Below are 8,241 nucleotides of genomic sequence, written 5' to 3' on the forward strand. Positions count from 1 at the left end.
CGGGGGCTGGCGTGACCACAGGGGCCGGCACGACCACAGGGGCCGGCGTCACCACAGGGGCCGGCACGACCACAGGGGCCGGCGTCACCACAGGGGGCACCGGCACCGGTGACGGAACGGGGACTGCATTCCCAGTGCCCATACCAAGTCCGACGGTGGTCAAGCCCAAGCCGCCAGCAAACATTGCTTTGGCGATGAATTGTTCAAGCTCCACCAGCACATCTCCTCGTCCCGTTGACGTCGAATGTGATTACCTGCTAGCTCCTTGGCGCCCGCGCTGGATCGGGCGCCGATGCCGTTGTTGGCCGAGTTCCGTGCTCTCCGGCATCGCCTCGGTGCCGTGCCTCGCGGATTTTCATGTCCGCCTCTTCGACGAATTGCGGCACGACGTTGGGTCGGTGTTTCAGTCCCGTGTGGATGACTCGCATGGCGATCATCTCTGCTCCTTCAGTAGCCGGTCCTCGTCCAGTGCCAGGGCACCTGAAGCGAGCTGCGGTGGAGGACCGCGGGAGGCGAGTAAGCGATCATACTGCCGAGCAGGCTAAGCCAGATTTTACATACTAAAAGATTCGATGTGAAGGCATACCAGACTCTTAGTGCTCGTTACCGGCCGTTCCGGTTAGTGCTTGATCAGAACCCGAACCGGAAAGCGCGACACGCCCCGGCTGCGCAGGTCGCGCACCACGCGCGGGACGGCGGCCAGGTACTCCGACACCACCGCAAGGCCGACGGTCGTGGGCGACACGGCGGCGCCCCGACCAGCAGGCCGCGCTCAGTTATCCACCGTACCGCCGGCCGGGTCGTCGGTCCCGGGGTCCTCGAGCTTGGCGATGGCCTCGTCGATGCCGCTGGTGTCCCCGCCGATCACGCGGTCGATGAATCCGGCCGGCTCGTCGAGGTCCTCCGCGCCGGGCAGCAGGTCCGGGTGTTGCCAGACGGCGTCGCGGGCGTCGGCGCCGACCGCCTCGGTCAGCCGCTCCCACAGCGCGGCGGCCTCCCGCAGCTTGCGCGGCCGCAGCTCGAGGCCGACCAGCGTCGCGAAGGTCTGCTCGGCCGGGCCGCCGCTGGCCCGACGCCGGCGCAACGTCTCGCTGAGCGCGGCCGTGCCCGGGATCCGCTCGCCCAGGGCCGCGTTGACCACCACCTGCACCCAGCCCTCGATCAATGCCAGCAGGGTCTCGAGGCGCTCCAGCGCCTGCGTCTGCTCCGGCGTCGCCTTCGGCTCGAAGACCCCCTGGCCGAGCAGGCTCTCGATGGCCGCCGGGTCGGACAGCGACGCCGGATTGAAGTCGCGCGCCAGCTCCTCGATCCCGCTCATGTCAATCTTCATGCCCCTGGCGTAGGCCTCGACCGCCCCCAGCAACTGACTGGACAGCCACGGCACGTGGCTGAACAGCCGGTGGTGCGCGGCCTCGCGGGCGGCCAGGAAGGTCAGGATCTCGCTGCGCGGCTGCTCGAGCCCGGCGGCGAACGATTCGAGCGCGTCGGGCAGTATCGCGGCGACCCCCTTGGGGCCGAGCGGCAGACCGACGTCGGTCGAGGTCAGCACCTCACGGGACAACCGGCCCAGGGCCTGGCCCAGCTGCGACCCAAAGGCCATGCCGCCCATCTGCGACATCATCGCCATCAGCGGACCCGCCATGGTCTTGGCCTCGTCCGGCAGGGCCGACGCCCACACCGACGCGATCTGCTCGGCCATCGGATCGCACAGCCGCTTCCAGGTATCCAGCGTGTTCTCGACCCAGTCGGTGGGACTCCAGCCGACCGCCTTCGACGTGCCCGCGGGCAGCGCCGTCACGCCGTCCAGCCAGGTTTCGGCGAGGTGGACGGCGTCGGCGATCGCCTTGCTCGTCGAGGCGGGAATGGGCGCGACGAACCCGATCGAGCTGGACGCGACCCGCCGCGCCAGCTCGTAGTTGACCGGTCCCGACGCCTTGCCCCCGGCCGTGACGGTGCCCCCGCTGCTGAACATCTGGCCCAGCTGCGTGAATATCTGGCCCAGGTCGCCCATGCCGAAATTCCCGCCCAGGCCGAAGGCGCCCAGTGGGTCGGAGGCCCCCGAGCTGGAATCGGGATCTTTCTTCCCGTGCTTCTCGTGCTCCGGGTCGTCGCCGGAGGAGAAGCCGAAAGGCAGGTCAGGCATATCGCTAACGGTACTCACCGCCGGCGCGCAACGTGGGATCTCGGGTCACGCTCGTAGCTGAACGGCCCTGCGCGGAGTCCGGATAGGGTAGGCGCGTGAACAGGCGGATTCTGACGCTGATCGTCGCGCTGGTGCCGATCGTCGTGTTCGGCGTGCTGCTCGCGGTGGTGACGGTGCCGTTTGTGTCGTTGGGGCCGGGCCCGACGTTCGACACGCTCGGCGAGGTCGACGGCAAGCAGGTGGTCGCGATCGAGGGCACCGCGACGCACCCGACGACCGGCCACCTGAACATGACGACGGTGTCCCAGCGCGACGAGCTCAGCCTGGGCGAGGCGCTGACGCTGTGGCTGTCGGGACAGGAACAGCTGGTACCGCGCGACCTCGTCTACCCGCCGGGCAAGTCGCGGGAGGACGTCGACAAGGCCAACAATGCCGACTTCAAGAACTCCGAGGACAGCGCCGCCTACGCCGCCCTGGGCTACCTGAAGTACCCGGCCGCGGTGACGATCGCGACGGTCAGCGACCCCGGGCCGTCGGCGGGCAAGCTGAAGGCCGGCGACGCCATCGACGCGGTCGACGGCAGGCCGGTGGCCAACGTCGAGCAGTTCACGGGCTTCCTGAAAGACACCAAGCCCGGCCAGGTGGTGACGATCGACTATCGCCGCAAGAATGACGCGGCCGGCCCAATCGGCACCGCGCAGATCACGCTGGGCACGAACAAGGACCGCGAGTACGGCTTCATGGGCGTGGCGGTGCTCGACGCGCCCTGGGCGCCGTTCGTCGTCGACTTCAACCTCGCCAACGTGGGCGGCCCGTCGGCCGGGCTGATGTTCAGCCTGGCGGTCGTCGACAAGCTCACCACCGGCGACTTGGCCGGCTCGAAGTTCATCGCCGGCACCGGCACGATCTCCGTCGACGGCAAGGTGGGCCAGATCGGCGGCATCACCCACAAGATGGTCGCCGCGCACGCGGCCGGGGCCACGGTGTTCCTGGTGCCGGCCAAGAATTGCTACGAGGCGACCTCGGACAACCCGTCCGGCCTGCGCCTGGTGAAGGTGGAGACGCTCGGCGAAGCGGTGGACGCGCTGCACGCGATCACGTCGGGGGGTCAGCCGCCCAGTTGCTAGCCCGGCCGGACAGCCGCGCGGAATGCGTACAGTTGTGAGCTAGAAATCGCGGAAATCTCGAAGCCCGCCATAACGATCAGGGAGCGTAGCCAGTGGGGATGCGGCCCACCGCACGGATGCCGAAGCTGACTCGGCGCAGCCGGATTCTGATCCTGATCGCACTGGGTGTGATCGTTTTGCTGCTCGCCGGGCCCCGGTTGATCGACGCCTACGTCGACTGGCTGTGGTTCGGTGAGCTCGGCTACCGCTCGGTGTTCACCACCGTGCTGGTCACCCGCATCGTGGTCTTCCTGGTCGCCGGACTGCTGGTCGGCGGCATCGTGTTCGCCGGGCTTGCCGTGGCCTACCGCACCCGGCCCGTGTTCGTCCCGAGCAACAACAACGATCCCGTGGCCCGGTATCGCGCGGTCGTGGTTTCGCGGCTGCGGCTGGTGGGCGTCGGAATCCCGGTTGCGGTCGGCGTGCTGGCCGGCATCATCGCGCAGAGCTATTGGGTGCGGGTGCAGCTGTTTCTGCACGGCGGGAACTTCGGCATCACGGATCCCCAGTTCGGCAAGGACCTCGGCTTCTACGCGTTCGAGCTCCCGTTCTACCGGCTGCTGCTCAGCTACATGTTCGTGGCGGTTTTCCTGGCGTTCTTGGCGAACCTGCTGGCGCACTACATCTTTGGCGGCATCCGGCTGTCCGGGCGCACCGGGGCGCTGAGCCGCTCGGCGCGGATCCAGTTGGTGACCCTGGTCGGGGTGCTGGTGCTGCTCAAGGCCGTGGCCTATTGGCTGGACCGCTACGAGCTGCTGTCGCACACCCGTAGCGGCAAGCCGTTCACCGGTGCCGGATACACTGACATCAACGCCGTGCTGCCGGCGAAGCTGATCCTGATGGCGATCGCGGTGATCTGCGCCGCCGCGGTGTTCTCCGCAATCGTCCTGCGCGACTTGCGGATTCCAGCCATCGGCCTGGTGCTGCTGCTGCTGTCGTCATTGATCGTGGGCGCCGGGTGGCCGTTGATCGTCGAGCAGATCAGCGTCAGACCCAATGCGGCGCAGAAGGAAAGCGAATACATCGGGCGCAGCATCGCCGCGACGCGACAGGCCTACGGCTTGACCTCCGACCAGGTGAGCTACCGCAACTACACGGGCGACGGGCAGGCCACCGCCCAGCAGGTCGCGGCCGACCGGGCCACCACCTCCAACATCCGGCTGCTGGACCCCACGATCGTCAGCCCGGCGTTCACCCAGTTTCAGCAGGGTAAGAACTTCTACTACTTCCCCGACCAGCTCTCCATCGACCGGTACCTCGACCGCAACGGGGCGCTGCGCGACTATGTCGTCGCCGCAAGGGAACTCAACCCCGATCGGCTGATCGACAACCAGCGTGACTGGATCAACCGGCACACCGTCTACACCCACGGCAACGGGTTCATCGCGTCGCCGGCCAACACGGTGCGGGGCATCGCCAACGATCCCAACCAGAACGGCGGATACCCCGAGTTCCTGGCCAACGTCGTGGGCGCCAACGGCAGCATCGTGTCCGACGGGCCGGCGCCACTCGACCAGCCACGGATCTACTACGGGCCGGTCATCTCCAACACCTCCGCCGACTACGCGATCGTCGGGCGTAACGGCAACGACCGCGAATACGACTACGAGACCAGCACCGAAACCAAGAACTACACCTATACCGGGCTCGGGGGAGTGCCGGTCGGCGACTGGTTGTCCCGCAGCGTGTTCGCCGCCAAGTTCGCCGAGCGAAACTTCCTGTTCTCCAACGTGATCGGCTCCAACAGCAAGATCTTGTTCAACCGCGATCCCGCGCGGCGGGTGGAGGCGGTGGCGCCGTGGCTGACGACCGACAGCGGCGTGTACCCGGCGATCGTCAACAAGCGGCTGGTGTGGATCATCGACGGCTACACCACGCTGGACAACTACCCGTACTCGGAACTCACGTCGCTGTCGGCGGCGACCGCCGACTCCACCGAGGTGGCGTTCAACCGGCTGGCTCCCGAAAAGCAGGTGTCCTACATCCGGAACTCGGTTAAGGCCACCGTGGATGCCTACGACGGCACCGTGACGCTCTACCAGCAGGACGAGCAGGACCCGGTGCTGAAGGCCTGGATGCAGGTGTTCCCCGGCACCGTCAAGCCCAAGAGCGACATCACCCCCGAGCTCGCCGAACACCTGCGCTACCCCGAAGACCTGTTCAAGGTGCAGCGGATGCTGCTGGCCAAGTACCACGTCAACGACCCGGTGACGTTCTTCTCCACGTCGGATTTCTGGGACGTGCCGCTGGATCCCAACCCCACCGCCAGCAGCTATCAGCCGCCCTATTACATCGTCGCGAAAAACATAGCGAAGAACGACAATTCGTCCTCATATCAGTTGATCAGTGCGATGAACAGGTTCAAGCGCGACTATCTGGCGGCCTACATCAGCGCCAGCTCGGACCCGGCGACGTACGGCAGGATCACCGTGCTGACCATCCCGGGTCAGGTCAACGGCCCGAAGCTGGCCAACAACGCGATCACCACCGACCCGGCGGTGTCCCAGGACCTCGGCGTGATCGGGCGCGACAACCAGAACCGGATCCGGTGGGGCAACCTGCTCACCCTGCCGGTGGGCCAGGGCGGCCTGCTCTACGTCGAACCCGTCTACGCCTCGCCGGGGGCCAGCGACGCCGCCTCGTCGTACCCGCGGCTGATCCGGGTGGCGATGATGTACAACGACAAGATCGGCTACGGCCCCACCGTCAGTGACGCCCTCAACGGGCTGTTCGGGCCCGGCGCGGGCGCGACCGCGACGGGGATCCAACCCACCGAGGCCGGCGCCCCACCGACCCCGCCCGCCAGCCCACCGAGCCCCGGTAGCCCGCCGGCGCCCGCGGCGGTGCCACCGGGTCCGCCGCCGCCCGCGGCGGTGCCGCCGTCACCGGATGGATCGGTGACACTGTCGCCGGCCAAGGCCGCCGCCCTGCAGGACATCCAGGCCGCGATCGGCGCGGCGAGAGACGCCCAAAAGAAGGGCGATTTCGCCGCCTACGGTGCGGCGCTGCAGCGGCTGGACGACGCGATCAACAAGTACAACGCCGCCAAGTAGCGGCCGTCGGCCGCGAGGGCGCGTAGACGATGCCATTTTGCGGACGCTCGTCGAGCGCGCCAGCGTCAGCCCTGCAGCCGACGGGCGACCTCGCCGTAGCGCTCGAAGCGTTCGGGGTTGCCCAGGGCTCCAAAAGCGCTGTACAGCACCAGGCGCGTCGCGACCCCGGCGTACTTCTCGGTCAGCGCGTCGGCCAGCCCGTCCCACGTCGACTCGGTGGCGAACGCGGCGATGTGCTCGTTGGTGATCTGGGCCGCCATCCCGGCGAAGTCGCCGGCCTTCTGCTTCTCGCGGATGCGCGCCGTCGTCCCCTCGAACCCGGCTTCGTCCCAGATGAACGCGTAGTTGGGTGTGCTGCCGTAGAAGGACATGCTGGCGCGCACCGACTCCCGCTCGGTGGCGCGCTCCTCATCGCTGTCGCCGACGATCGTCATCACCGGCACGATCATCGCGACGTCCGACGGGGAGCGCCCGGCTTTCGCCGCCCCCGCCGCGACGTTGGGCACGACGTGCCGGGTGAGGTAGCCCGGCTCGCCGAGCGGGTGCACGTGCACGCCGTCGGCCACTTCGCCGGCCATCCGCAGCATCCACGGATTCACCGCAGCGACATCGACTTTCGGGTCGGGGGCGTCGATCGGTCCGGCGCTCCACTGCGGGGTGATGAAGTCGAGGTGGTAGAACTCGCCGCGGTGGTCGAGCTTCCCCGTCCGGAACGCGGCGAAGCACGACTTGACGGCGAGCACGTAGTCGCGCAGCCGCGGACCGGGCCGCTCGAAGGCCATCCCGTAGCGCCGCACGACGTGCGTGCGCACCTGCGTGCCGAGGCCGAGCCGGAATTTCCCGCCGGTCGCCTCCTGCAGCTCCCACGCCGTGGCCGCCGTGACGAACGGGCTGCGCGGGAAGGCCACCGCGACCCCGGTGGACAGCTCGAGGCCGGGCGCGGCCTGGGAGGCGACGGCGGCGTTGAGATACGGCGTCCGCCCGGTCTCGGTCAACAGCAGGCCGGAGAACCCCGCGGCCTGGGTTCGGCGGGCCAGGTCACCGATCTTGTCCAGCGGTTGCGGGACCGCCATCACGTCGATGCGCATGGCGGAACAGTATGCCCGATGGGCGCCGGTTCTCCGGCTGCCCGGCCGCCGCCGGCTGCGACCGCGCCTCATCGGGTGCACGCTTTGTGATAAGCGCACACTCGAGGAGAGGGATCATGGGGATGCAGCCACCGGAAACCATCGCCGACATCGTGATGCCCGACACCGACCTGGTGCGCGATATCACCGACCACATCCGCGACGCCGAAGACGACCTGCTTTTCAACCATTCCCGGCGAGTGTTTCTGTTCGGCGCGCTGCAGGCTCGCCGCCGTGGGCTGCAACCGGACCTGGAGCTGCTCTACGCCGGGGCAATGTTTCACGACCTGGGTCTTACCGATCGCTACCTCAGCTCCACCCTGCGCTTCGAGGTCGACGGCGCCAATGCGGCGCGCGAGTTCCTGCTGCAGCGCGGCGTCGACGTGGCCGACGCCGACAAGGTGTGGCTGAGCATCGCCTTGCACACCACGCCCGGCATACCCGAGTTCCTGGCGCCCGAGATCTCCTGCGTCACAGCGGGTGTCGAGACCGACGTGCTGGGCATCGGCCGCGACGACCTTTCCCCCGAAGCTCTTGCCGCAGTCACCGCCGCGCACCCGTGACCGGATTTCAAGCGGCGCATCCTGGCGGCCTTCAACGACGGGATGAAGCACCGCCCGGACAGCACCTTCGGCACCGTGAACGCCGACGTACTGCAACACTTCGACCCCACGTTCGTCCGCGACAACTTCGTCGACATTATTCTGAAGAACACCTGGCCCGAATAGGATTACGCGTGGTCCTGCCGCGCG

Annotated in this window: 5 protein-coding genes and 1 pseudogene; 3 read left to right on the forward strand and 3 right to left on the reverse strand. The window is 68.0% G+C overall.

Annotation, left to right across the window (positions count from 1 at the left end; all coding sequences use genetic code 11):
• Positions 1-619: 619 nt before the first annotated feature.
• Positions 620-745, reverse strand: coding sequence for a hypothetical protein (locus VMD50_RS19320; protein WP_325429700.1), 126 nt, complete (start codon positions 743-745; stop codon positions 620-622).
• 27 nt (positions 746-772) lie between these two features.
• Complete coding sequence (locus VMD50_RS19325; protein ID WP_325429702.1) at positions 773-2,161, reverse strand: zinc-dependent metalloprotease; 1,389 nt, start codon at positions 2,159-2,161, stop codon at positions 773-775.
• A gap of 77 nt (positions 2,162-2,238) precedes the next feature.
• Here VMD50_RS19325 and VMD50_RS19330 point away from each other — a divergent pair, with 77 nt between their 5' ends.
• Both VMD50_RS19330 and VMD50_RS19335 read left to right on the forward strand, forming a co-directional pair.
• Positions 2,239-3,270 carry a YlbL family protein gene (locus VMD50_RS19330; RefSeq protein ID WP_325429704.1) on the forward strand — a complete coding sequence of 344 codons (1,032 nt, stop codon included), beginning with the start codon at positions 2,239-2,241 and terminating at the stop codon, positions 3,268-3,270.
• 92 nt (positions 3,271-3,362) lie between these two features.
• Positions 3,363-6,362 carry a UPF0182 family protein gene (locus VMD50_RS19335; protein WP_325429706.1) on the forward strand — a complete coding sequence of 1,000 codons (3,000 nt, stop codon included), beginning with the start codon at positions 3,363-3,365 and terminating at the stop codon, positions 6,360-6,362.
• Positions 6,363-6,427: 65 nt separating this feature from the next.
• Here the strand turns inward: VMD50_RS19335 and VMD50_RS19340 are convergent, their stop codons facing one another.
• Entirely contained in the window at positions 6,428-7,450 is a 1,023-nt protein-coding gene (locus VMD50_RS19340) for a TIGR03617 family F420-dependent LLM class oxidoreductase (protein ID WP_325429708.1), read from the reverse strand.
• A gap of 116 nt (positions 7,451-7,566) precedes the next feature.
• Here VMD50_RS19340 and VMD50_RS19345 point away from each other — a divergent pair.
• Positions 7,567-8,217 (forward strand): annotated as a pseudogene (locus tag VMD50_RS19345) (HD domain-containing protein).
• Positions 8,218-8,241 lie beyond the last annotated feature (24 nt).

It is taken from the genome of Mycobacterium sp., from assembly GCF_035506235.1.
In the GTDB taxonomy this organism is placed as follows: domain Bacteria; phylum Actinomycetota; class Actinomycetes; order Mycobacteriales; family Mycobacteriaceae; genus Mycobacterium.